Source organism: Pelagibacterium halotolerans (assembly GCF_044811015.1).
In the GTDB taxonomy this organism is placed as follows: domain Bacteria; phylum Pseudomonadota; class Alphaproteobacteria; order Rhizobiales; family Devosiaceae; genus Pelagibacterium; species Pelagibacterium halotolerans_A.
Map to the genome: position 1 here is coordinate 2,136,185 of NZ_CP085243.1, position 22,342 is coordinate 2,158,526.

The 22,342-nt window shown below is 61.7% G+C and carries 21 protein-coding genes and 2 pseudogenes; 22 read left to right on the forward strand and 1 reads right to left on the reverse strand.

The genetic code is table 11. The features are described from left to right. The first annotated feature begins 45 nt into the window (after window positions 1-45). From LG281_RS10510 to LG281_RS10565, 12 genes and pseudogenes are all read left to right on the forward strand, one after another. Complete coding sequence (locus LG281_RS10510; RefSeq protein ID WP_404400432.1) at window positions 46-483, forward strand: VirK family protein; 438 nt, start codon at window positions 46-48, stop codon at window positions 481-483. Window positions 484-599: 116 nt separating this feature from the next. Beyond that, window positions 600-1,712 (forward strand): hypothetical protein, encoded by a 1,113-nt coding sequence (locus LG281_RS10515; protein ID WP_404400434.1) that lies wholly within the window; start codon window positions 600-602, stop codon window positions 1,710-1,712. Further along, entirely contained in the window at window positions 1,709-2,194 is a 486-nt protein-coding gene (locus LG281_RS10520; protein WP_404400436.1) for a toxin-activating lysine-acyltransferase, read from the forward strand. The genes LG281_RS10515 and LG281_RS10520 overlap by 4 nt, the downstream gene beginning before the upstream one ends. 551 nt (window positions 2,195-2,745) lie before the next feature. Next, the gene (locus LG281_RS10525; protein ID WP_404400438.1) at window positions 2,746-3,966 is read left to right on the forward strand and encodes a M16 family metallopeptidase; all 1,221 of its coding nucleotides are present in this window, start codon (window positions 2,746-2,748) and stop codon (window positions 3,964-3,966) included. A 9-nt stretch (window positions 3,967-3,975) separates the two neighbouring features. Further along, window positions 3,976-5,340, forward strand: coding sequence for a M16 family metallopeptidase (locus LG281_RS10530; RefSeq protein WP_404400440.1), 1,365 nt, complete (start codon window positions 3,976-3,978; stop codon window positions 5,338-5,340). Window positions 5,341-5,564: 224 nt separating this feature from the next. Beyond that, entirely contained in the window at window positions 5,565-5,945 is a 381-nt protein-coding gene (locus LG281_RS10535) for a hypothetical protein (protein WP_404400442.1), read from the forward strand. A gap of 2 nt (window positions 5,946-5,947) precedes the next feature. Next, on the forward strand, window positions 5,948-6,601 hold the full coding sequence (locus tag LG281_RS10540; RefSeq protein WP_404400444.1) for a TetR/AcrR family transcriptional regulator: 654 nt from the start codon (window positions 5,948-5,950) through the stop codon (window positions 6,599-6,601). Further along, the gene (locus LG281_RS10545) at window positions 6,598-7,107 is read left to right on the forward strand and encodes a DUF1772 domain-containing protein (RefSeq protein WP_404400446.1); all 510 of its coding nucleotides are present in this window, start codon (window positions 6,598-6,600) and stop codon (window positions 7,105-7,107) included. The genes LG281_RS10540 and LG281_RS10545 overlap by 4 nt, the downstream gene beginning before the upstream one ends. Further along, a complete protein-coding gene (locus LG281_RS10550; RefSeq protein WP_404400448.1) occupies window positions 7,107-7,724 on the forward strand; it encodes a LysE family translocator in 618 nt (205 codons plus the stop codon). Before LG281_RS10545 ends, LG281_RS10550 begins: the two co-directional genes overlap by 1 nt. Before the next feature lie 4 nt (window positions 7,725-7,728). Further along, window positions 7,729-7,818 (forward strand): annotated as a pseudogene (locus LG281_RS10555) (CRISPR-associated endonuclease Cas1); the annotation flags it as partial. 12 nt (window positions 7,819-7,830) lie between these two features. Next, window positions 7,831-8,121: pseudogene (gene cas2, locus LG281_RS10560) on the forward strand (CRISPR-associated endonuclease Cas2). A 256-nt stretch (window positions 8,122-8,377) separates the two neighbouring features. After that, window positions 8,378-8,725, forward strand: a complete 348-nt coding sequence (locus tag LG281_RS10565; RefSeq protein ID WP_404400450.1) for a peptidyl-tRNA hydrolase — start codon at window positions 8,378-8,380, stop codon at window positions 8,723-8,725. Here the strand turns inward: LG281_RS10565 and LG281_RS10570 are convergent, their stop codons facing one another. Beyond that, window positions 8,726-9,157, reverse strand: coding sequence for a hypothetical protein (locus LG281_RS10570; protein WP_404400452.1), 432 nt, complete (start codon window positions 9,155-9,157; stop codon window positions 8,726-8,728). It lies immediately after the preceding gene. A 215-nt stretch (window positions 9,158-9,372) separates the two neighbouring features. Here LG281_RS10570 and LG281_RS10575 point away from each other — a divergent pair, with 215 nt between their 5' ends. The 10 genes from LG281_RS10575 (at window position 9,373) to LG281_RS10620 (ending at window position 22,317) form a co-directional block, all read left to right on the forward strand. Beyond that, on the forward strand, window positions 9,373-12,321 hold the full coding sequence (locus LG281_RS10575; protein ID WP_404400454.1) for an EAL domain-containing protein: 2,949 nt from the start codon (window positions 9,373-9,375) through the stop codon (window positions 12,319-12,321). Between the two features lie 321 nt (window positions 12,322-12,642). After that, the gene (locus LG281_RS10580; protein WP_404400456.1) at window positions 12,643-13,026 is read left to right on the forward strand and encodes a lipid asymmetry maintenance protein MlaB; all 384 of its coding nucleotides are present in this window, start codon (window positions 12,643-12,645) and stop codon (window positions 13,024-13,026) included. Then, window positions 13,023-13,388, forward strand: a complete 366-nt coding sequence (locus LG281_RS10585; RefSeq protein ID WP_404400458.1) for a response regulator — start codon at window positions 13,023-13,025, stop codon at window positions 13,386-13,388. Before LG281_RS10580 ends, LG281_RS10585 begins: the two co-directional genes overlap by 4 nt. Then, window positions 13,388-15,385: a chemotaxis protein CheA gene (locus tag LG281_RS10590; RefSeq protein WP_404400460.1), complete on the forward strand. Its 1,998-nt coding sequence runs from the start codon at window positions 13,388-13,390 to the stop codon at window positions 15,383-15,385. Before LG281_RS10585 ends, LG281_RS10590 begins: the two co-directional genes overlap by 1 nt. Next, the gene (locus tag LG281_RS10595) at window positions 15,382-15,909 is read left to right on the forward strand and encodes a chemotaxis protein CheW (protein WP_404400462.1); all 528 of its coding nucleotides are present in this window, start codon (window positions 15,382-15,384) and stop codon (window positions 15,907-15,909) included. Before LG281_RS10590 ends, LG281_RS10595 begins: the two co-directional genes overlap by 4 nt. Continuing rightward, a complete protein-coding gene (locus LG281_RS10600; RefSeq protein ID WP_404400464.1) occupies window positions 15,906-18,005 on the forward strand; it encodes a methyl-accepting chemotaxis protein in 2,100 nt (699 codons plus the stop codon). Before LG281_RS10595 ends, LG281_RS10600 begins: the two co-directional genes overlap by 4 nt. Window positions 18,006-18,076: 71 nt before the next feature. Then, complete coding sequence (locus tag LG281_RS10605; RefSeq protein ID WP_404400466.1) at window positions 18,077-18,547, forward strand: chemotaxis protein CheW; 471 nt, start codon at window positions 18,077-18,079, stop codon at window positions 18,545-18,547. A 44-nt stretch (window positions 18,548-18,591) separates the two neighbouring features. Continuing rightward, window positions 18,592-19,485 (forward strand): CheR family methyltransferase, encoded by an 894-nt coding sequence (locus LG281_RS10610; protein ID WP_404400468.1) that lies wholly within the window; start codon window positions 18,592-18,594, stop codon window positions 19,483-19,485. A gap of 4 nt (window positions 19,486-19,489) precedes the next feature. Continuing rightward, entirely contained in the window at window positions 19,490-20,587 is a 1,098-nt protein-coding gene (locus LG281_RS10615) for a chemotaxis response regulator protein-glutamate methylesterase (protein WP_404400470.1), read from the forward strand. Next, entirely contained in the window at window positions 20,584-22,317 is a 1,734-nt protein-coding gene (locus LG281_RS10620; protein ID WP_404400472.1) for a hypothetical protein, read from the forward strand. Before LG281_RS10615 ends, LG281_RS10620 begins: the two co-directional genes overlap by 4 nt. The last annotated feature ends 25 nt before the right edge of the window (window positions 22,318-22,342 follow it).

Sequence of the window (22,342 nt, forward strand, 5' to 3'; positions counted from 1 at the left end):
AAAGGACGAAGGACTGGCATTTGCGATATCCAAGCAGGTGAGACAATGCCGGACGCAAATCGATACCTTCGCCGCTTCGGGCTGGCGGTTCTATGCTCGATTTCCATCGTGCACACAGGACATGCGGAGGAGCATGACGCTTATCGCCGTGTCCTCGAGGCGCTAAAGGCCGGACAAGACGTTACGGCGGTTACCGATTTCAATCGTTGCGCCATAGCGGAAGGCGGAAATTCGGGACCATCGATCCTCGGCGGTTTTCATATTGCCGCCTTCCTCGTGCCTGGCGGGCAATACATCGCCTTTTCGAACGTTCACGAAACGCTTTCCCCGCAGGCCCGGCCGACGACGGAATACCTGCGCTACAAGGTTACCCCCGACGGCAATGCCCTGGTGACCATGGATGTCATGGTGGGTGGCGCCGAGCATGTGCGCACCGAAACCTATGAATGCAAACTGGGCGACGGTCTGAGCTTTGCCTGGTGACGCAGCTCCCAAGGCAAAGAGGACTTTGAACCGCTGGAGCCGCGGCACTGGCCGGGCAAACGCGCCACCAACCGGCGCTTCACCGGCGATGGCATATTTCACGGAGTGATGGGGACGTGCGACGTTATACTGTCAAAGACTGGCTGCAGGTCCACGCGCTGGAGCGGGATACGGTGCTTTCAGTGCTCGACGCCATCAGGCTCGGCGAGCCCTCGCGCGAAGGCGAATATTCCAAAGCGCTCGAGATCGATGCGGACTTGGCCTGGCAGCTCTGCGCGAAGGCCGTTCTGTCCGCAATGCCGGTTCTCGAGGCCGACATCGTACGCATTCGCGACCATGCCTCACGTCGTTTTGGGGATGCATCTGCGCCAATTACGTCATCATTCACGCTCGACAACGGCGCTGAGCGGCTTCCTCACCTGGAATGCCCGTATTCGGGTACGGCCGGCGGCCTTTTGATACTGGCTCACGAGTTCGCGCATGCCGTGCAGATCGTTGCGTCGGACGGAAAATTCATCCCGCCGATGACGCGGGAGGTTTGTGCCTTTCTTGGCGAGCTCATGCTGATCGAGCACGTCCGGACCGGGCTGCCTTCATACGCGGAGGCCTTGCTTGCCGCCTGGCGGGCGGATACCGCAACCTATTTGGGTGAGGACGCGGACGCGCTACTGAGCGACCTGATCCGGCCCAACGCGGCCTACACCTATCGCTGGAACTATCCTGTAGCGCGATGGATCGCCGGTTGCATCTGGGGTGCGGACGACAAAGAGCTCGTGCTACGCGTGTTCACCGGACGTGTCGACGCCCCCGAACTCATCGGCACCTTTTGTAAAAAGCTGTCGGTTGACCCGATTAATCCACTGCCCCCATTCCCGCTTTCCGCGTCCGGTCAAATGGATGCTGCCCAGATCTACCGGCAGATCGGAGCCGTTGCGCTCCTCGACCTGGAAGACTGGCAGAACAAGGCACAGACCAGCATCCAAGAGTACTATGCCTTCCTCCTCGACGCGATGCGCGAAGGGCACATGTTCATCAAGCTCGACGATGCCCAGCGGCCAGCCGGCTACGTGACGTGGGACTACGGCGTGCACGAGGGCGTAGCGCTGACCCACGAATGCGCGCCATTCGGCGACGAGGGGGTGCTGCATGACGCTTTGGTCGACCATTTCTCCAAGGCCACAAGGGCCGATTCTTTCCGCTCTGCCCAAGCTGCGGGGCAACCGGCATGAGAAATATGGATATCTATATGTCCGTCGGCTTTGCCCTGGAGCTGCTCGCCGCATCGCCCTACCACCGCCAGCATAAGTACGGCCCCTATCTGGACACCGAGATCCTGACGCCTCTAAAACTTGGCCAGTACCGTTTCTACCTGGCCGAAAACGGCGCTCCCACTGCCATGGCAACCTGGGCGTGGCTCTCCGCCGAGGTTGAGGCCGAGGTTCACGCGACCGGGCGCGCACTGGCCGACGACGAGTGGCAGTGCGGCAATCGATTGTTTTTCAACGATTTTATCGCGCCTTACGACAACCTCCGCGCTGTCATGCACGATCTCACCCACGTCATTTTTCCCAATGCGACGGCAACGAGCGTCCGGCGCCACGCCGATGGGTCGGTCCGGCAGATCAGGCGCTGGACGGGGGTCAACCGTCGCCGGACGGCGGCACAGGCCGGGATCGGCGGAGAGACGGCACAAGTCCCTCCATCCGATTGAGGTGCCGGGCAAAGGCAAACCCGGAGCCACAGCAGCGAATGGACTGACATGCCTAATCAAAGGAAGGAACGGGAACTATGGAAATCGTTCAGTACATATTCCGCCTACTAATAATATCAATACTGGGCACGACAGGAATAATTCTTTCTTTAGCATTTTTATTCTTTACAGTAGATTTGACGCCAATCGAATGGTTTATTGGTTTGTCAGTAATTTTAATCTGCCTCACAATGATCCTGCGCGAAGCTTTCATTAAACTGAAACAGAGACGGAACAACGCGCCCTAAAGAAGTCATGAAGATGCAGGATATTTTCCCAATAAACAATTTGACTCCCACATAAAATCAGTAATTTTCGCACCAATTTCCATCAAAATATCTATTTTCGGTCCGTACATTTATAAATAATATTATACATTAATAACAATATATTCTTCCAGAGCGAAAATTTTCTTCAATAATGGATGCTGTACTCCTATGAAGCCAAACCTGCTTCCGATAGTCCTGCTCTGCTCTTTCCTGGCGCTATCCACGCCGGCCCGATCCCAGGATTTGTATGCCCTCGATCCCGGCCCTCTGGCTGGAGCGTGGCTCGTCACGGACCCGCGGGCCGATCGCGTCGAGGTCGATCTCATCATTCTCTCAGGCGAGGCTGACAATCCCGGTACGGAAGGATTGGCGCACTATGTCGAACATCTTGCCTGGCTGAACGCCACCGATCCCACCAGAGGCGATTTCGCGGTGCATTCCAACGCATCGACGACGTCCATCGACACGGCCTACTGGCTCGAAGGTCCAACCGGGGAGCTCGACGAGATGGTCGCCACGCTGGCAGGAGTTTTGGAGCCGTTCAGCCTCGACGAGCCCTTCATGATCGAAGAGCGCGACATCGTATTGCACGAATACACCTACAGTATGAGCGAAGACCCCTATGCGCCGATCATGGACGATTTCGCGCGGCGCGAACACGCAAACGGCCCGTTGGCCCGTTCGGTTATCGGCACGCCGGAGGATATTGCGGCCTTCTCGCTCGCGGAGGCACGCGCGCTGCACAGCGCGACGCACCGGCGGGACAATTCCGTCCTTCTGATCTATGGCAACGTCGACGCGGAAGACGCAAATCTCGCCCTTGCTTCGGCGTTCGGTACCGGAACGGGCGGCGGCATGCTGAAGACGCCGTCCTATGCCATGCCGCCCGAGGGGCGCGACGAACGCATATTGGAGGACACGGGGCTCCCGCTGCCGGCGCTGATCTACAGCAAGATCGTTACCCTGGATCACCCCCACGACATTGCAACGCTTTATTTCGAGACCTGGTTGCTGGCGGCAGCGCTCGATTCCCGTCTTCCGGGCGGGGTTGTCCGAGCGCTGCAATATAACAGCTTTATCGCGCAGAACTACCAGCTCGACGTCAGCCTTCTGGACGACCGCCATGTACGGTTGTCGTTCTCTGCAACGCCCGATGCCGGCGTACCGCTGGAAACGCTCCTGGAGGTCTTTGAAGACGCGGTCGCGCAAAGCGCGGCGTCGGGTATTCCGGACGAAACCCTTGCACGCGTGCGTCAGCGCATTGTGGATACGCTCCGCCGCGATCCCGACCCCGCGCTGGTGGTGTTTGACAGCGCCTTCGAAGCCATAGGTCTCGGCCTTGCGCCCTGGGATTTCGACAGCTACCCCGAAGCCGTCGAGCGCGTGGACCTCGCGCAAGTCAATGCCCTGCTCGCCAGTCTCGCATCCTCTGGCCGAACCACGATCACCCTTGCCTATCCTTAAGGAGCCGCCATGCGTGCCGTACTCTCCTCGTTGATCACCTGTCTTTGCCTTGCCCCTGCGTTCGGTGCCGACGGGACCGTGGATCGGCTGACCTCTCCAGCAGGACATGCATTCCTGTTCATGGCCATGCCGGACGCCAACGCCGTCGCCATCGAAATCTCCTGGCCCTCAGATTGGGCTTACGCGGAGGACCGCAATCCGGCCGTTCCCTATGTCGGTGCCGACAGCATATTGTACAGCGGTGCCGGAGACCTCGAAGCCGGCGATTTTGCGGAACAGTTTGCCGATACGCTGGCCGAAGCCTATTTGATCGTTGGCCCCGACGAGGTACGCGGCAGCTTGCTTGCCGGTCCGGACGAACTCGCCGAAGCCGCCCGGCTTGCCAATTTGGCTTTGACGGATTCGAAATTCGAGGACCAATGGCTCAGGCGCTCGCGGGACAGTTTAGCCGCCGGAATTGAGCAGAGCAGGGCGCAGACCGCGAACCAGGGGTGGGACGCCGCAAGGCGGGCCATCCTTGGAGATGGTCCTGTCTATCGGTTCCTTTCCCTGCCCGATCCGTCGGTTATCGATGCCGTTACACGCGCTGAGGTTATGCGCTGGAGCGACGAGACATTCACCGTCGGGGATATCCACGTGGCGCTGGCGGGACATATCTCGCCCGAAGCCGCCGGCGCAGCCATCGATATCCTGCTCGATGGCCTTCCCATGTCGGAGGACGTGGCAGAACCGACGCTCGAGGCCGATTTCCGGCCGCGCCGCATTGTCCTCGTGCGTCCGGATGCGGAAAAAGCCACGCTGGGCTTCATGGGCGCATTGCCTCCCACGCGCGAAGGCGGGGAATACGAGGACCTCGCGATCCTGAGCGTCCTCGGCGGAGACGACAGCTCCCGGCTTTTCGAGGCCATTCGCACAAATCTGCGCGCGAGTTACGGCTTCGGTGCGGGGCTTAGCAACTTCACCCGCGATACGCGTTTCTTCGTCATGGCGGGCGAAGTGGATGCGAAACAGCTCGCGCGCGCGAGCGCCTTGGTGCGCTCCACATACGAAACGATGCGAACTCAGGGCATCGACGCGGCCGACATCGCGGCTTTGAAGGAGACGTTCAGCGCCGACTTGGGCGAGATGCTGAGGGATCCGGCTACCGTTGCAGCAATGATATTGGAGGCGGAGCTCGATGGCAGCCCTGAAAGCCGTATTCCCGAGCTTGGCGATGAACTGGAGGCGGTTACGGCGGCACAGATAAACGATCGCCTACGCACCGTGTACCCGCCTGCCGATCAGCTCATCGAAATCGTGGTGAGCGCCGACCCGGGAATCGTCGAGGATGCCTGTGTCATCGAGGCGATTTCCGAAGTTGACCGGTGTCTGTAGCCAGCCTGGGGCGGCTGCTTGCGTGAGGTTCCCTGTCCGGTTCGGCAAGACGCTTTGGTGGCCTCCTCGTGCCGCCTCACGCTCAACAAGGAGGTCGAGCGGCCTATGGGACATGCAGCAACTATTCCGAACCTCAGTGCGAGGAAGCCACTTATCTGGACTTGACATTCCGTACACATCTATACAGATTTAAACCGTACACATCGATACGGTTTGAAACTCTCATGTTGGCTTCCCAAGCGAATACCCGCGCTCAAGCGGCCTTGCTCGTGCTCATTGTCCTGCAACTTGTCATGCTCGGAGCGCTTTACGCTCAGATTCCACCACACCCGCCGCGCACGATCCCACTCTTTGCTCTGGCGCCTTTCCTGGGCGTTTCCATCGCGGTTGCCGGAGCGGCCATGGTGCTGGGAGGCACGCGCAATGGTCCGGGAACGCTCATGAGCCTTCTGGCCGCCGGGCTGGCCCTGGTTTCGTTCGGCCCCCAGAAATGGCTCGATCCCGCCATTGGTGAAATCTGGCCGGCCGTTCTGGTGGCGGAAACTGCGGTCATCGCTCTGGTCGTCGAGACCTATCTTGGCCGCGTTGCGCGCAACGCGGAATGATCATGCCCGGATCGAAAGTCATGCCGGGCTTGGATACGCCGAAACAGGCTGAACGCAGGAAGCGGATCGAACAGGCCGCTTATGAAGTGCTGGGCGAGGTGGGCTACAACAGCGCTTCGCTGCTGGCCATTGCCAAGCGCGCATCGGCGTCCAACGAGACGCTCTATAAATGGTACGGCAACAAGCAGGGGCTGTTTCGTGCGCTTGTCAAAAGCAATGCACGGGACGCCGAACAGATGCTCGCGGCCGCGCTTGCCGAGGGACACGACCCGCTTGATACACTTGCGTCGCTTGGACCGGTTCTTCTGGCGCTGGTGACGGACGAAAAAGCGATCATGCTCAATCGCGCCGCGGCGGGCGACGTCAGCGATACCGGCACGCTGGGCCGTTCGATCGCCGAGGCGGGCCGCGATACCATTGGGCCTTTGCTCCGCGATCTGCTGGACCGCGCGCAAAAGGACGGGCTGATTGCCTGCGATGATCCGGCGCAAGCCGCAGAGACCTATTTTCATCTCCTCATCGGCGATCTGCAAATCCGCAGGGTTATCGGTGTGATGGCGCAGCCGTCGGAAGCGGAAATCGACCGCCGGTCGCGCAACGCGCTTGAATTGTTTTTGAAGCTCTATGCGCCGCATGAAGGGAACGCCGATAGATGAGGCGCCCATTGTTCTTCGCAGCAAGTCTGTCGCTGGTCCTGACCGGCGCGATCTTCGGCTTTTTCTACGCCTGGATCTGCTCGACCCTATGGGGCCTGGATGCAGCTGATCCTTCGGTGGCGATCGCCGCGATGCAGGCCATGAACGCCTCCGTCCGGAATATCGTCTTCGCACCGGTCTTTTTCGGCACACCTGTCGTTCTTCTCATAACAGCGTGGCTCGCACATCGACAGGGGAGCCGCGCAGTGGCCATGGCGTTGGTGGGTGCGGGCGTGATCTATGTGTTCGGTGGTCTCGTATTGACTGCGCTGGTCAACGTCCCGATGAACCAAGCCCTCGCCAATATCCATTTGCCGCTCGATCCCGGCCAGGCGGAGGCAATCTGGTCCGCTTACTCGGCACCCTGGCAGAGATGGAACATCGCACGGACCTGTGCCAGTGGAGCCGCGCTGCTCCTGACAGGCTACGGGATCTACCGGCTGGGGCAGGACGGAGCGAGAAGCTGATGGATTTCTGGCTTTTGTTCTGTTCGTCAGTGTTTTTGGTGTCCGTGGTCCCGGGACCAAGTACGCTGATTGCCTTCACGCACGGTGCCCGGTTCGGATTGAGCAAAGCGCTTGCCACCGCGCTGGGCAACGCGACCGCCTCCGTGTTGCAGGCGGCCGCCGCTTCGGCTGGCCTGGGGGTATTGCTGGCGCAATCGGCATCTTTGTTGCTGGCGGTGAAATATCTGGGCGCGGCTTATCTCATCTACCTCGGCATCAGGATGTGGCGCAGTCCGACTGATCGCGTAAACGTCCGGTCCGGAGCATCATATGGCCCACCGGTTCCACGCTGGATGTTCCGGGATGGTTTCCTGGTCGCGGCAAGCAATCCCAAGGCAATCCTGTTTTTCACCGCGCTGTTTCCCCAGTTCCTCGGCAATTCCGAAGCCGTGTTGGGACGAATGGTTGTGATGAGTGCGCTGGTTGGCGTCACAGCATTTGCGGTTGCGGCCTTGTATGCCGGCCTCGGCGCCAGGATTTGCGCCATGCACATCACGCAAAGGATCATGCAGCGGTTGCACAAGGCCGTGGGCGGACTGTTCGTGTTCGCGGGTATCGGGATTGTCGTTAGGGACTAGCCAGCTAGGCCTTGTGCCTCATCTGCAGGCACAACTTCTTGCGCGGCATCTGCGCGGCGACCTTGATGCCTACCCGCCCTGGCTTTGGAAATAGGACGCTGCGGAAATGATGGTGCTGGTGACCTATGACGTCGAGACCACACATGCCGATGGAGCCGGCAGGTTGCGACGTATGGCAAAGGCCTGCAAGGACTACGGCCAGCGTGTGTAGTTTTCCGTGTTCGAAGTTGAAGTCGATCCCGCGCAATGGATCCTGCTCAAGGCTCGGCTGGAAAACGTCATCGACCCCGAAAGGGACAGCTTGCGCTACTACCATTTGGGCGCCAACTGGCGCCGCCGCGTGGAACACGTCAGTGCAAAGCCCGCTACCGATCTGGGCGGAACCTTGATCGTTTGACCGCATCAGGTCAATTTGGCGCGAACCCCAAGCGTGCCGAATAATACCGGCAGGTCCGCACAGCGCCAGCTTTTTGAAAATGTGAAGAAAATTCCCCCGGAGTCCCCGCATCCCGCCTTTCCACGCGACTTTTGATATCCTTCGCGATTTCCGGGGGATGGATGTCCTTAATCCGATGCGGGGAAAGATCGATCGATAACGGAAGCAGCTCAACCGGCGCGGCGCGGCGCGAGGCGATCGGGCCGGAGCCGCGCATGTGGCTCTTCATCCGCAAGGATCTGCCGATGCCGCCCGGGCAGGGCATGGCCACTCCACCTACCTTTGGTTGTCGGAGAAGCGCAATCCGGATATCGTTGCCCGATATATGAGCGGCGAGTATGGCAAGGTTGCCGTCGGTGTCAGGAACGAGGCTGAACTTATTGCCTGCGTGGACGCCTGCAAGGCTGCCGGGCTTGTGGCCGTTGCCATCAAGGATGCCGCACATACCATTTTTACCGAACCGACTTGGACGGTTGGCACGGTCGGCCCGTGTCTTCGGAGCGACCTCCCGAAGAAGGCCCTGCGCTTGCGGCTGTTTGAGGACTGGGATCTTCGTTGTGCGTGACTATGGCGCTTTGCCCGCTGGATCCAGCGTTGCAGGATGACCCGCCTGACGAGGTCCTTTCGCTCCTCCCGGCAGTACCGGAAAGGCCCATGGCCTTGCCGCCAAAAGGTCTCTTCGTTGCCCGCAATGCCGCTGAGGACCGGCCATGATCGGCGGCAACGCTGTTCGCATCGCATCGTGGTCTTGCGCAGCAAGGAGGGGCGCAGGCGCGTCGATGGTGTCGCCGATGTCGAGCAAGGGCGTGGTCGCGAGGCCAACAAGGGCGGTCATGGCGGGTTCGGGCAAGGCAAGATCGCGATCCGGCAATCGTCCGTTCAAGTCTTTCCCTGCACCGCAGTCGTGCAGTTGCCTGCTCCAACAAAACGCTCGATTTTTCCAAGAGGTAAAATCGAGCACGTCAATGATTTCTAACGCTGGTGCAAAACCGGCCAATCAATGGCTCTTCGCATGGATCGTCGATCTTCTAAGGGGCCAAGTAATCACCTGCCGTTCTATCCTAAACGCGCAAAAGTCATCCCAAATGCGAATGTACCGGCTCCTGTCTCGGCTTGTTAATCATGGTTTAAGCGAAACTCCTTTGAATTCGATCTGCCTGGTGGCGCCGGAATACCGGCATCGACGAAGGCCGGGCGCGGGGGGCATCAAGAATGACAGGTCCAGTACTGCAAGAAATCCGGGAGATCGCGTCTGTGGCGAACACGCAATCGGCGCGTGAACATACCGTCGCTGACAGTGCCTGGGCGATCGATCTTCAAGAACGGGCGCAGACCAGCATCTATCAGCACGCGATGGCTGCCATGAACGATGGCGTCGTCATCCTGTCCAGCAAGGACTATTCGGCAGTCGCCTGCAACGCGGCGTTCGCGCGTATGCTTGGCTTTAACGCTCCCCAGGATGTAATCGGCCTGCATCCGTGGGACTGGGACCCCGGCGCAACGCGCAAGGGTGTCCACTCAATCTGGTCGGCCCACCCGAAAGAGGGTTTCGCGCCTACTCGCTTCGAAACGCGGCACAGGCACCGGGACGGCAGCACTCATGATGTGGAGATCAGCTGCTTTGCTTTTCACGCCGACGGAGAAATTTTTTCTTTCAATGTGGTGCGCGACATTACCGAGGTCAAGCGCATGCGCACGGAACGCGATGCCGCAGAATTCCGCATGCGGCTTGCGGCCGAAAGCGCCGGCATCGGCATCTGGGAGTGGGATGCGCAAACCGATCGCGTAGAGACGTGCCCCCAGTACAGCGCCGTCCTCGGCGTAGCGCATGGCGAAATCGCCACCGGGCAGGACTGGATCTCCCGTGTTCATCCCGACGATATGGAGCGTTTCGCGTTCGAAGCGGCACGCGCGCTCGATCCGGAGCAGGATGGGTTCAAGATCGAGCTGCGCTTGCGTGACGGCGATGGCGGCTATCGCTGGATCAGTGATAGCTGCCGGGTTGTCGAGCGTGATGCCTCTGGCAAACCCTTGCGGCTGGTGGGCACCATCCGCAACATCGATGAGCGCAAGAAAGCCGAGCACTTGCTTCGGGAGCGTGAGGGGCTGCTTTCCGTCATGTTCGACCAAGTGCCGGGCGCCATCGCCCTGATGGACGAAGAAACACGGAGGATCATACAGTTCAACGACCATGCTGCGGCTATGCATGGATATACGCGGGAGGAATTCTCCAGCCTCGGCATCGCCGATTTGCGGATCTCGCCTCTGGGTGACGCGCTGGACGGACGGTACACGAAAATCAGGGAAACCGGTGTATTTGCCCTTGAGGGTGTCCACAAGCGCAAGGACGGTTCAACCTTCGATGTTCAGATTCGCTCCGCCCGTATTAAGCTGGACGACCGTTGGTGCGCGCTCACCATATGGACCGACGTCAGTGAGCTCAAGCAGGTCCAGAGAGCGCTCGGTGCCCGCGAAGAAGAGGTGCGCACCCTCGTTGAGCACTCACCCGACGGCATGATCCGCTATGATCGGGACCTGCGCCGCATTTATGTCAACGCGGCCATGCACAATCTCATCGGCTCCAACGCCAGCAGGCTAACCGGCCGCCGGGCGCGCAAACCCAGCGGTGTCGTCGATCCGGCATATTATATCGCTACCCTGCAAGAGGTGTTCCGCACAGGAAACGAACGGCAGATCGAGGTCGAACATTACAACCCCTCAGTGGCGATGCGCTGGTCACTGGTCAATTTCGTGCCGGAGTTCGACGAAAAGGGCGAGGTTGCCACCGTCCTTGCGACGATCCGTGACATCACGGAGCTTGTCGATCAGCGCGAGAAAATCCGGCAACTCGCCTATAGCGACACATTGACCGGCATTGTCAACCGCACCGGGTTCAACGAGCGTTTCGCGCAGGTACTGGCCGGGTGCCGTGGGGCCGGAAAGCAGGCAGCGCTGCTACTCTTCGATCTCGACCGCTTCAAGGATGTCAATGACAGCCTGGGCCATTCGGCCGGTGACGAGATGTTACGCGAGATCGGGGCGAGGCTGTCAAGGAGCATGCGCCGGGGAGACATTCTGGCGCGCCTGGGTGGCGATGAATTCGCGGTACTCCTGCCTGACCTCAGGCGCCGGGCCGATGTCGAAACCGTTGTCCGGCGCATTCGGCAAGCTCTTCGCGCACCGTTCAATCTCTGCGACCGGGAGGTCTTCACCTCGGCGGCCATCGGCATTTCCATCTTTCCGGACGATGGCCAGACCATGGACGAACTGTCCGCCCATGCCGACGCGGCCATGTACGATGCCAAGGCTGCCGGTCCGAACAGCGTTCGATTTTATGCACGCGAACTCTCCGAAGCGGCGGCAACGCGGCTGGCTTTGACGAACGACATCAAGCAGGCCTGCGGCAACGGAGAACTGGAACTCGTTTATCAGCCGAAGATCCTGCTGGCCGATGGCGTATGCATCGGCGCCGAGGCGCTCCTGAGATGGCGCCATCCCGAGCATGGTCTGCTCGGCCCCGACAAATTCATCTCCATCGCCGAACAGACCGGCGCCATCGTCGAGGTCGGCCGTTGGGTCCTCTTCGAGGCCTGCCGCACTGTCGTTGAATGGAACGCAAGGGTGCAAACGCCGCTTCGCGTGGCGGTCAACCTGTCCAGCCGGCAGTTCGTCAACAATGATGTGGCGGCCGACATCCGCGAGGCGCTGCTGGAGACCGGCTGCCGGCCGGAATGGTTGGAATGCGAGATCACCGAAAGCCTCATCCTGCAGGATGAGCAGGGCGTTCACGAGGCGCTGGCCGAACTCGCCCGTATGGGGATCACCGTGGCCATAGACGATTTCGGCACGGGGCAATCGGCGCTCGCCTATCTCAACCGGTTCGATGTCGATGTCCTCAAGATCGACCGCTCGTTTGTCAGCGATATGGAAACCGACTGGCGCAAGGCGGAACTGGTCAAGGCGTTCATCTCTCTCGCCCAGGCGCTCGATATGGAGACCGTCGCCGAGGGGATCGAGACCAGTGATCAGGCAAGGATCCTGCTTCGGCTCGGATGCAAGATCGGGCAAGGCTACCATTTCAGCAAGCCGCTGTCTGAAGCGCAGTTTCGAGAGCGCCATGTCCTGGCTGCGGCGCTCGAATCCCCGGCCTTGTCGGCTTGATGGCCCGAACGGGCAATTTCCCCGATCCATAAGTATCAAGAGCCTGACCCGGCAGACTGTCGGGTCAGGCGCTCAGGCTCCGAGACTTGGTAATACGGGCCCCGGTTCCGCCGCCGGTGCGTTGGCGCGCTATTCCCAAATCCGCGTGTGTTCGGGAATAAAAATGAGTCCAATAAACGCAAAATGAGTCCAATAAACGCACCCTTTTTATCCCCGTAAGTTTTTGTTCAGGTTTCCGGCGCCTCCTTCTCACACAGGCGGGATGGAGCGCGCGTACCTGACTTGCTGCGTTCGACCAATCCGCGAACAATGGGGGTTATCGTGACCGAAACGAATCTATCGACCGCAAATCCGGATTCAGCGGCCCGGCGAGGGCCTGGCGGCACTGTGAGGCTGGAGGATTACAGCGGCATCAAGGATGCAGCGCGCATCGCAAACGTGCTGCGGACGGCGCTTCAGGAGGCCGATGCGATCGAGGTCGACCTGGCGGCCCTGACAGAATTCGATGTCAGCATCGCCCAGCTTCTCGTGGCAGCGCGTAAAAGCGCGGTCACGCAAGGCAAGACATTTGAGCTCAACAATGTACCCGGCGGGTCGATCCGTGCCGCGCTGATCGGCCTCGGCCTGCTCGGCACCGATGGGGAGGCACATGGCCAGGATGAAGCATTCTGGCTGGGTGCGGATGCGGAGGTGCAGGCGGCATGAGCAAGACAATCCTGACTGTCGACGATTCCGCATCCATCCGGCAGATGGTGTCGCTCACCCTCTCCGGGGCCGGCTATACCGTCATCGAGGCCGTGGACGGATCGGACGGCTACACCAAGGCGACGTCCAACAAGGTCGATGCGGTCATCACCGATCTCAACATGCCGGTGATGAACGGTATCGAGTTTATCCGCAAATTCCGGACCCATCCGTCGAGCACGGGTGTGCCGATCATTTTCCTTTCCACCGAATCCGACGACGGCATGAAGCAGCAGGCCAAGGAGGCCGGCGCGCTGGGCTGGATCGTCAAACCCTTCAAACAGGACCAGTTGCTGGCCGTCATCAAAAAGGTAGCAGGCTGATGAGTGCCGATCCCACCGACACATTCCGGCAAGAGGCGCGTGAGCTGCTCGAGCAGCTCGAACAGGCGCTGCTCGACCTCGACCAGAACCCGCACGATAGCGATCTTGTCGGCAGCGCGTTCCGCGCACTGCATACCATCAAGGGCTCGGGCGCCATGTTCGGCTTCGACGAGGTGGCCGAATTCGTCCACGAGTTCGAAACCGCGTTCGATCAGGTGCGCAAAGGCAAGGCAGAGATCAGTCCGGGCCTGGTCACAATCGCTCTGGCGGCAAAGGATCATATCGCCCACCTTATAGCTGAGCCGGGCCGGCATACCGCGGCGGGCGCTCCGATCCTCGAGGCGCTCCGCAAAATCCTGACGCCGGGCGATACCGCGACGCGCGGAGCCGCCGCCGCTGAGGTCACCGACGCCGGTCCAGCCGGGCGGGTGGTCTGGAAGATCGCCTTCCGGTTGCCCGAAGACGCGCTCGTTTTGGGAACCAACCCGCTGCTGCTGCTCGAAGAGCTTCGCGCGCTCGGGACCGCGACCGTGGTGGCAAGCACCGATCACGTCCCGCCCATCGAGGAGATGAACCCCGAGGCGTCCTATCTCGCCTGGGAGGTCATTCTTGAGACCGACCAGGGACGCGAGGCGATCGAGGATGTCTTCATTTTCCTCAAGGACGGGATGGAGCTTTCGATCGTTCCGCTCGAAGCGCAAGAGAGCGTCGACGCCGGGTCCGATCCCGCGCCGTCCTCGAACGGCAAACCCGCCGCCGAGCGCTTGGCCAAATCCACCGGCGCGGCCGCGTCGTCCGGAGAAAAAGGGAATTCCTCCCTGCGCGTTCCGGCCGAGCGGCTCGATGAATTGATGGACCGGGTCGGTGAACTCGTCATCGCCCAGGCGCGGCTTTCGCAAATCGCCGTGTTGAGCGACGACGTCAGCCTCAAGGCCGTCGCCGAGGAGATCGAGCGGCTCGCTTCAGGGTTGCGCGACACCACCATGGGCATCCGCATGGTCCCCATCGGCACGCTGTTCGGCCGCTTCCGGCGGTTGGTGCACGACCTCTCGGGGGAACTTGGCAAAGAGGTGGAGTTCGTCACCTCGGGCGAGGACACCGAACTGGACAAGACCGTTATCGAACGGCTGGCCGATCCGCTGGTGCACATCATTCGCAATTCGGTCGATCACGGGCTCGAGAGTACCGAACTCCGGACGGCCTCGGGTAAACGGGCAAAAGGCACCGTGCGGCTGGCCGCCGCCCATACCGGGGCCGAAGTCGCGATTTCGATCAGCGATGATGGCGCCGGGCTCGACGCCGGACGCATCCGCGCCAAGGCCGAGGAAGCCGGGCTGATCGCCGCCGACGCCAAGATGACCGATGAGGACCTTTATCAGCTCATCTTCCATCCCGGCTTTTCAACGGCGAAGGAAATCACCTCGGTTTCGGGGCGTGGCGTGGGCATGGATGTGGTCAAACGCACCATCGAAAGCTTGCGCGGCGCCATCGATGTCGTCTCCAGGCCCGGTGAAGGCACCACGGTCACGCTGCGGCTGCCGCTCACGCTCGCCATCATCGAAGGCATGCTGGTCCGGGTGGGCAAGGGGCGCTACTCGATCCCGCTTTCGGCGGTCGAGGAATGCGTGGAGCTCTCCGCGAGCGAGGCGGAGGCCGCCAAGGGGCGCAACTTCCTCAATATCCGCGGCAATCTCGTGCCCTTCCTGCGCCTGCGGGAACTCTTCAAGACCCAGGCGCCCGCCGATATGCACCAGAAGGTCGTCATTGTCTCGACCGGCGAGAGCCGGGTTGGCCTGGTCGTCGACCAGATCCTGGGCAACAACCAGACCGTCATCAAATCGCTTTCGAAGCTTCACGCCAAGGTCGAGACCTTCTCTGGCGCCACCATTCTCGGGGACGGCACGGTCGCCCTCATCCTCGATGTGGGCCATCTGGTGCGCTTCGGACAGGCTTCCGAAGAGCGTTTCCGCAACACGACCAATGGGAGGGCCGCATGAGCGCGCTGGCCATGGAAAGTGAAACCGGCGCGCGGGGAAATTCCGCCGCCATGCAGGCTCTCACGCTGGGTCTTCAGGATGAAGTGTTCGCCATCGAGGCGACCAGCGTCCGGGAAATCCTCGATGTGGTGCCCATCACCGAGGTGCCCAATGCGAATGCGTTCGTTTCGGGCCTCATCAATGTGCGCGGGCGGGTGGTGCCGCTGGCGGACCTGCGGGTGATGTTCGGCATGGACCTCACCCCACCCGATGCCGATACGCGCATCGTCGTCATCGAGATCGACCTCGATGGCGAACCTACCCTCGCCGCCATTCTGGCGGACAGGGTGCATGACGTCACCGACATCGAAAGCGCCTCCATCGAGGAGGCGCCCAGGGTCGGCATGCGCTGGCGGCCCGAATACGTCAAGGGCATCGGCAAGCGTGGCGAAGATTTCATCATCATCCCCGATATGGGGCGGATATTTGGAAATGAGGGGGGCAGAAGCCCGTCCTTTGAATCGGAAGAAAGGATCGATTCATGAGACTAACGCTCAAGGTCAAACTGGCGGCAGCCTTTGCGGTCGTTGTCCTGCTGGCGGGGGGTGGCATGCTCCTCGGGCTCAGTTCGATGGGGACCATCAACGATACGTATGTAAGCCTCCTTGAGGGGCAACACGAGAGCATCCGCGCCGCCAACCGCGCCAATGCCGGTACGATTCGTGTCGCCCGCGACGAAAAGAATGTCATTCTGGCGACCACCGACGAGGAGATGGATCGGTACATAGCAAGCATCGCCGAACAGGACGCGCTGGTTCGCGCGGAGGTCGCCACCGTTCGCGCCATGGCCAATGAGGAAGGTCAGCGGCTTGTCGATGAGTTCCTGATGGCCTGGGATGCCTACCTCGTTCAAAACCAGAACGTGATTGACGAAGCCCGCAAGCAGTCTATTGCCACCGCCCACCGCATGGCGCAGGGCGAGGGGGCCGAGGCCTTCGAGGCTGCAGAAGCCATAGGGGCAACGTTGCTGGAGCGCTTCACCCACAGGATAGAAAACGGTGATGCGACGGCCACTGGAAAGCTTGAGGCGATCAGCGAGATCGAGCTCGATCTGTACCGCGTCCGCGTGGGCTTGCTCAACATCATCGCGTCGAACGACAACCCCGAAACCCAGCAGCGCTACGCGGACCTTCTCGATGAGTCCATTGCCCGCTTGCAAACGGACCTGGCCGCGCGTTCGACCGGCTTCGCCGGCGCCGATCGGGCCGAGTTCGACCGGTATAGCCAGGCTCTTGAAGCCTATTTGGCGATTGTGCCCGAAGTGGCCGCCAAGGCGCTTGAAAACGGCGACTACCACGCCGCGCGAATCGCCCAGACAACGGGCGCCGAGGCGCGTTCACGGGTCGTGAATATATTCCAGAAGCTTCTCGATTTCAATGCAACGCAGATGGACGAGGGCAAGGCCGCTTCGCTCGCTGCGTTCGAAACGGCGCGGGTGACCATGATCACGGTGCTGATCGGTGCTGTCCTGATCGCCGCCGTCGCTGCCTTCTGGATCGTTCTTAACATTTCGCGCGGTGTCTCGAGCGCTGTCGGGCTGGCCCGGTCGGTTGCGGCGGGAGATCTCAACGCCACGGCTTCGGTCAAGTCCAATGACGAGATCAAGGACCTTGTCGACGCGCTCAACGACATGGTTGCCAAGCTCAAGGAAGTCGTGGGCGAAGTGACCACGGCCACCCGCAACGTCGCATCGGGCTCCCAGGAGATGTCGGCAGCCGCCGAGCAGCTTAGCCAGGGCGCCGTCGAGCAGTCGTCCTCGACCGAGGAAGCCTCTTCGTCCGTCGAACAGATGGCCGCCAACATCAAGCAGAACGCCGACAATTCCGGCCAGACCGAGGAAATCGCCCGCAAGGCCGCCGCTGACGCGGAAGCATCGGGCAAGGCCGTGGGCGAAGCCGTCAGTGCGATGGAGACCATTGCCGAGAAGATCCTGATCGTTCAGGAAATTGCCCGGCAGACCGACCTTCTGGCTTTGAACGCGGCGGTCGAGGCCGCCCGCGCCGGAGAGCATGGACGCGGCTTCGCGGTCGTGGCCTCGGAAGTGCGGAAGCTTGCCGAGCGCTCGCAGGCTGCGGCGCAGGAAATCTCCGGGCTTTCGGGCAATACGGTGAAGTCTGCGCAGTCGGCCGGCGAAATGCTCGCCAAGCTGGTGCCCGATATCCAGAAGACCGCCGAACTGGTCTCGGAAATCTCCGCCGCCTCCAACGAGCAGAACGCCGGCGCGGGCCAGATCAACGCCGCCATTCAGCAGCTCGACAAGGTGACCCAGCAAAACACCTCCGCCGCCGAGGAAATGTCCTCGACCGCCGAGGAACTGGCCACCCAGGCCGAACAGCTCCAGGCCTCCATCAGCTACTTCAGGCTCGATGAGACCGCCGGTGCTCCGGCCATGACGGTCAAGCACCAGCCCCAGGTGGCCCATGTGGCGCACCCGGTAAAGGGCTTGCAGCAGAAGGTCGCCGCCGCCGCTCCGCACTTCGCGGGCAAGCGTCCGGCCAAGTCCGATGGCGGCTTCGCCTTCGAGATGGGCGATGGCAACGACGAACTCGACAAGGAGTTCAAGCGTACGGGCACGGCGTAAGCCGCCCCACATCCGCCCGGCGCACCCTGCGCCGGGCGGACCCTGTTGTCCTCCAGGATAGGAGCGCCGAAATGGCTGATGCAGTGCAATATGTCACCCTCGGGATTGCCGAGGATCTCTTGGCCGTACCCGTGGAGCGGGTGCGGGAAATCCTCGAAGTGCAGCCGATCTCCCGGTTGCCCCATGCGCCGGTTCACCTCTTGGGCATGATCGACGTGCGCGGCCAGGGCGTGCCGGTCATCGATCTGCGTATGAAGCTGGGGTTCGAGAAAGTCGAAGATACCGAGAATACGCGTATCATTGTTCTCAACGTCACCGTGAACGAGAGGGAAGTCACCTTCGGCCTCAAGACCGACCGCGTATTTGAAGTCACCGTTCTGGACGAAGACCGCCTCGAGGCCGCGCCGGAAATCGGCACCAAATGGCGCAGCGAGTTCATTGCCGGGATCGGGCGACGGCACGGGAAATTCGTCACCGTTCTCGAGCTTGGGCGCCTGTTCGCGTCCGAAGAGGCGGCGCTGGCGGATAGTCACGCCGCCTGAGTTCGGTTTTGTTTGCGTGTTCATTCAAGTAACGAGTCTCCATCGTGTCCCAAGCCGCATTGCGCGCACCCCATGAGCCGGAACAGGTCCGGCCCGATCGGCTCGAGGATGCCGATTACGATCGTATCGCCGAGCTGGTCAACGGCCAGACCGGTATCAAGCTGCCTCCGGCCAAGCGTCTCATGGTGGAGGGCCGCTTGCGCAAACGCATGCGCAGCCTGAGGCATCCCAGTCTGACGGCCTATTGCCGGTTCCTGTTCGAGGAAAACGGCATTGCCGGCGAACTGGTTCACGTCATCGACGCGGTCACCACCAACAAGACCGACTTCTTCCGCGAGGCGGATCACTTCGTGACGTTGGAACGCAGGCTCATCCCTGCGCTTCTCGCGCAGCGCCGGCCTGGCACCAGGCCGAAACTCAAATTCTGGAGCGCGGCGAGTTCCAACGGCGCGGAGGCCTATACGATTGCCATGGTCATGGCCGACCTCGCGGCCAAATACGATCTTCAGTTCGCCGTCCTGGGCACCGACATCTCCACCCAGATGCTCGCCGCCGGCGAGCGTGCCGTCTACCCTGCCGAGATGATCGCGCCGGTCCCTGCCCAGATGCAGGAGCGCTATCTGATGCGCGGACACGCCCCATCCTTGCGCTCCGACGTCCGCATCGTGCCCGAACTCCGCCGCCACGTACGTTTCCGGCGCCTCAATCTTATGGACGAAAGTTACCCGGTCGACCGGGACGTCGACGTCATTTTCCTGCGCAACGTGCTGATTTATTTCGAAAAAGCCACGCAGGAAGCCGTCGTCGCGCGGCTGATGGGACATCTGCGGCCCGGTGGCTTCCTGATTCTGGGGCACTCGGAATCCATGATCGGCACCAATTTAAGACTCAAGCAATGGGCTCCGGGGGTGTTCGAAAACGTGCCCGGAAAATGGTGACGCGATGACCGACAAGATCCGCGTTCTCATCGTCGACGATTCGGCGGCCGTCCGTCAGGCGCTGTCCGATGTCATCGCCAGCGCCCCGGACCTCGAAGTCATGGCGACCGCTTCGGACCCCTACATCGCCGCCGAGCGCATGCGTTCCGGGGTTCCCGACGTCATCCTTCTCGACATCGAAATGCCGCGCATGGACGGCCTGACCTTCCTCAGGAAGATCATGGCGCAGCGCCCCATCCCCGTCGTCATCTGCTCCACCCTGACCGAAGAGGGATCGAGCGCCTTCATGAAGGCGCTGGAGGCGGGGGCCGTCGATGTCATCACCAAGCCGCGCGTCGACACCGCCCACGCCCTGGCCGACGCGCAGATGCGCATCTGCGACGTTGTGCGCGCTGCCGCCCATGCCCGGCTGGGCAGAGTGCAACGGCGCACCTTCAAACCGGTCGCCATCGAGAAAAAACTGACCGCCGACGCGGTGCTTCCGCCCGCGCCTCCCAGCCGCGCGCTTGGGCTTGTCACCGACCCGATCGTGGCCATCGGCGCTTCGACGGGCGGCACCGAAGCCCTGCGCGCCGTGCTCTCGGCGTTGCCGGCCGATTGCCCGCCCATCGTCATTGTCCAGCACATGCCGGAAAAGTTCACCGCCGCCTTCGCGCGGCGGCTCGACGGGATTTGCACGCCCGCCGTCAAGGAGGCGCGGGATGGCGACGCCGTCATCCCGGGCCAGGTGCTGATCGCGCCGGGCAACCACCACATGCTGGTCCAGCGGGCTGGCAGGCACTTTCGTATCGCGATCAAGGACGGGCCGCACGTCTCCCGCCACCGTCCCTCGGTCGATGTGCTGTTCCGCTCGGTCGCCCAGGGCGCCGGACCGAATGCCCTTGGCGTTATCCTCACCGGCATGGGCGACGACGGCGCGCACGGTCTTCTTGAAATGAAAACCGCAGGCGCGCGCACCATTGCTCAGGACGAAGAAAGCTGCGTGGTGTTCGGCATGCCCAAGGAAGCCATTGACCGTGGCGGTGTCGACCGGGTCCTTCCGCTCAACCGCATCGCCCGGGCAATCATCGAAGACAATCGTTCGCCGGGAGGAATGCCATGAGCCAGACCGCGCTTGCCCCATCCTCCGATTTCGGAATTCTTCCCGATCCGGACGCGGTATTGACGCATATCTGCGCCTCGCTTGCCGCGCCGCGCCGAAAGATCGAAGAGACCTTCCTCGACATGGGCCAGCAGCTTCTCGATTCGGTGAGGCTGCTCAACGAAATCTCGACCGCTCATGAAGGTATCCCTGCGGAACTCAAAAGCGAGCAGTTTGCCGGCATCGAAAAGACACTGACCGCCATTCGTGATGAGGTGCTCCAGATGTCCGGGGCGCACGGCGAGGAGGTCGGTTGCCTCGACCGTCTGAACGCAATGGCGCAGGCGGCATCCACGCCCATGCACGCCTTGCGTAAATCCGTGCGCACCATCAAGCTGGTGGCGGTCAATGCCCGGGTCATCGCCTCGGTGACGCAAGGCGACCAGCGCGACCTCGAAGTGTTCACCGTGGATGTGCGGGATCTCACCCAAAAGGTCGACGAGGCCGTTGCCGACTTCGCCAAGGCCTATGAGCGGTTTGCGCACGATCTGGCGAATGCGCGAAGCGCAAGCATGGCGTTTGCCGAGCGGCACGACGGGACCATGACCGGGATTGTGAGCCGGCTGGATAAGCACCTGAATTCCGTTGCCGCCTATCGCCAGCGCGCCGCGGCGGCGGCCGGTGAGCATACGGACCTGACGGCGCAGATCCGCGCGCGTGTGTCGCAAGCGGTGTCGGCCCTTCAGATTGGCGACATGACACGCCAGCGCGTCGAGCATGTGGAAGAAGCGCTTGCCATGCTCGTTGAACGCGCATCGGGTGTGAACGTCGATACCCATGCGGCGGCGGCGAGGCTGCTCGCTGCGCTGCTCGAAGATGCCGGCCAGGATTTCGAGCGCCAGGTCGCCGACCTCGCTCAGACCCTCGAAGACCTCGCCGACGATGCCGACAAGGTCCTGCTGGCGGGCAAGAGCGAAGCGGCGACCGCCTTTTCCGATGGCGAGGCGGCGCTTGGCAGCATTGTCGATGAACTCGCGGAAATCCGGGCGCTCTTCCGTGATTTTGCCCAGACACGCGCCGAAACGGAAAAGATCGCCGCCGAAGTGGCGCGTTCGGTCGCGGTCATGGTGGAGCGCCTCGCGGCGATTGGCGAAATCGAGCAGTCCATTCGCCTCTTGAGCTTCAACACGGCGGTTCAGTGCGCCAAGCTCGGCGAGGAAGGCGGCGCGCTGCGCGTCATCGCACAGAGCCTGCGCGAGATCGTCAGCGAGACGGTCGAGGCGTCGTCGGCCATTCTGGGCGCATTGGACGCGGCGGAGAGCCATGCCCAGGCGCTTGCCGATGGCGCGGCGGCTGGCCAGGCGCGGCGGATTGCTGCGCTCGAAAGCGCGGCCGATGGCGCGGTCGATCTGCTCGGGCAGGTGTCGGGACGATTGCGGGTGCATGTTTCCACCATGACGGCGGTTGGACCGCAGGCGGTGAAACAACTCAATACCGCGGCCGGTCATGCCGCCGGTCAGCGGAATCTTTCAGCTGTTCTGCATGCGGCGCAAGCCGAAATTCTCGCCCTGGCATCCAGCGAGCCGGACCTGTCGGCGCTCGACGCGGAGTTCTTCGCCAGACTGAGAGCCAGATATACGATGGACGGTGAGCGTCAGGTACACGACCGGATACTGGACCTTCCGCCATCCCTGGACGCGACCGCCACCGCCCCGGATGAAGAGGCGGCGCTGGACGATGTGTTCTTTTGAGCGGAGCGCGCTTGTAGAACCTTGC

Bases quoted from the DNA above. Each gene is read 5' to 3' on its own strand.
- LG281_RS10550 (WP_404400448.1), top strand. From the start codon at position 7,107: ATGGATTTCTGGCTTTTGTTCTGTTCGTCAGTGTTTTTGGTGTCCGTG.
- LG281_RS10520 (WP_404400436.1), top strand. From the start codon at position 1,709: ATGAGAAATATGGATATCTATATGTCCGTCGGCTTTGCCCTGGAGCTG.
- LG281_RS10530 (WP_404400440.1), top strand. From the start codon at position 3,976: ATGCGTGCCGTACTCTCCTCGTTGATCACCTGTCTTTGCCTTGCCCCT.
- LG281_RS10590 (WP_404400460.1), top strand. From the start codon at position 13,388: ATGAGTGCCGATCCCACCGACACATTCCGGCAAGAGGCGCGTGAGCTG.
- LG281_RS10540 (WP_404400444.1), top strand. From the start codon at position 5,948: ATGCCCGGATCGAAAGTCATGCCGGGCTTGGATACGCCGAAACAGGCT.
- LG281_RS10510 (WP_404400432.1), top strand. From the start codon at position 46: ATGCCGGACGCAAATCGATACCTTCGCCGCTTCGGGCTGGCGGTTCTA.
- LG281_RS10585 (WP_404400458.1), top strand. From the start codon at position 13,023: ATGAGCAAGACAATCCTGACTGTCGACGATTCCGCATCCATCCGGCAG.
- LG281_RS10605 (WP_404400466.1), top strand. From the start codon at position 18,077: ATGGCTGATGCAGTGCAATATGTCACCCTCGGGATTGCCGAGGATCTC.
- LG281_RS10615 (WP_404400470.1), top strand. From the start codon at position 19,490: ATGACCGACAAGATCCGCGTTCTCATCGTCGACGATTCGGCGGCCGTC.
- LG281_RS10535 (WP_404400442.1), top strand. From the start codon at position 5,565: ATGTTGGCTTCCCAAGCGAATACCCGCGCTCAAGCGGCCTTGCTCGTG.
- LG281_RS10595 (WP_404400462.1), top strand. From the start codon at position 15,382: ATGAGCGCGCTGGCCATGGAAAGTGAAACCGGCGCGCGGGGAAATTCC.
- LG281_RS10575 (WP_404400454.1), top strand. From the start codon at position 9,373: ATGACAGGTCCAGTACTGCAAGAAATCCGGGAGATCGCGTCTGTGGCG.
- LG281_RS10600 (WP_404400464.1), top strand. From the start codon at position 15,906: ATGAGACTAACGCTCAAGGTCAAACTGGCGGCAGCCTTTGCGGTCGTT.
- LG281_RS10620 (WP_404400472.1), top strand. From the start codon at position 20,584: ATGAGCCAGACCGCGCTTGCCCCATCCTCCGATTTCGGAATTCTTCCC.
- LG281_RS10545 (WP_404400446.1), top strand. From the start codon at position 6,598: ATGAGGCGCCCATTGTTCTTCGCAGCAAGTCTGTCGCTGGTCCTGACC.